General features: G+C 69.0%; 1 protein-coding gene. It reads left to right on the top strand.

Features of this window, described 5'->3' with window-relative positions; all coding sequences use genetic code 11:
• A partial coding sequence (locus tag V5O46_RS31740) for an acyltransferase domain-containing protein (RefSeq protein ID WP_332888194.1) occupies window positions 1–277 on the top strand: 277 nt, incomplete at both ends.

Raw genomic sequence — 277 nt, 5'->3', positions numbered from 1 at the left:
GGGTCCGTGGACCCTGCGCAGGGGCGGTTGGCGTTCCTGTTCTCGGGGCAGGGCAGTCAGCGGGCCGGCATGGGACGCGAACTGTACAAGGCTTTCCCCGTGTTCGCCGCCGCGCTCGACGAGATCTGCGCGCACTTCGACCCACTGCTGAAGCAGCCCCTGCGCGAGGTGATGTTCGCCGAGCCCGGTGAACAGACCCTGCTCGACCACACCGCCTACACCCAGCCCGCCCTGTTCGCCCTCGAAGTCGCCCTCTTCCGGCTCCTGCAGTCCTGGG

Source organism: Streptomyces poriticola (assembly GCF_036689765.1).
Taxonomy (GTDB): domain Bacteria; phylum Actinomycetota; class Actinomycetes; order Streptomycetales; family Streptomycetaceae; genus Streptomyces; species Streptomyces poriticola.
Note: the sequence above shows the minus strand (reverse complement) of the source record. Positions and strands in the feature narration are given on the sequence as shown.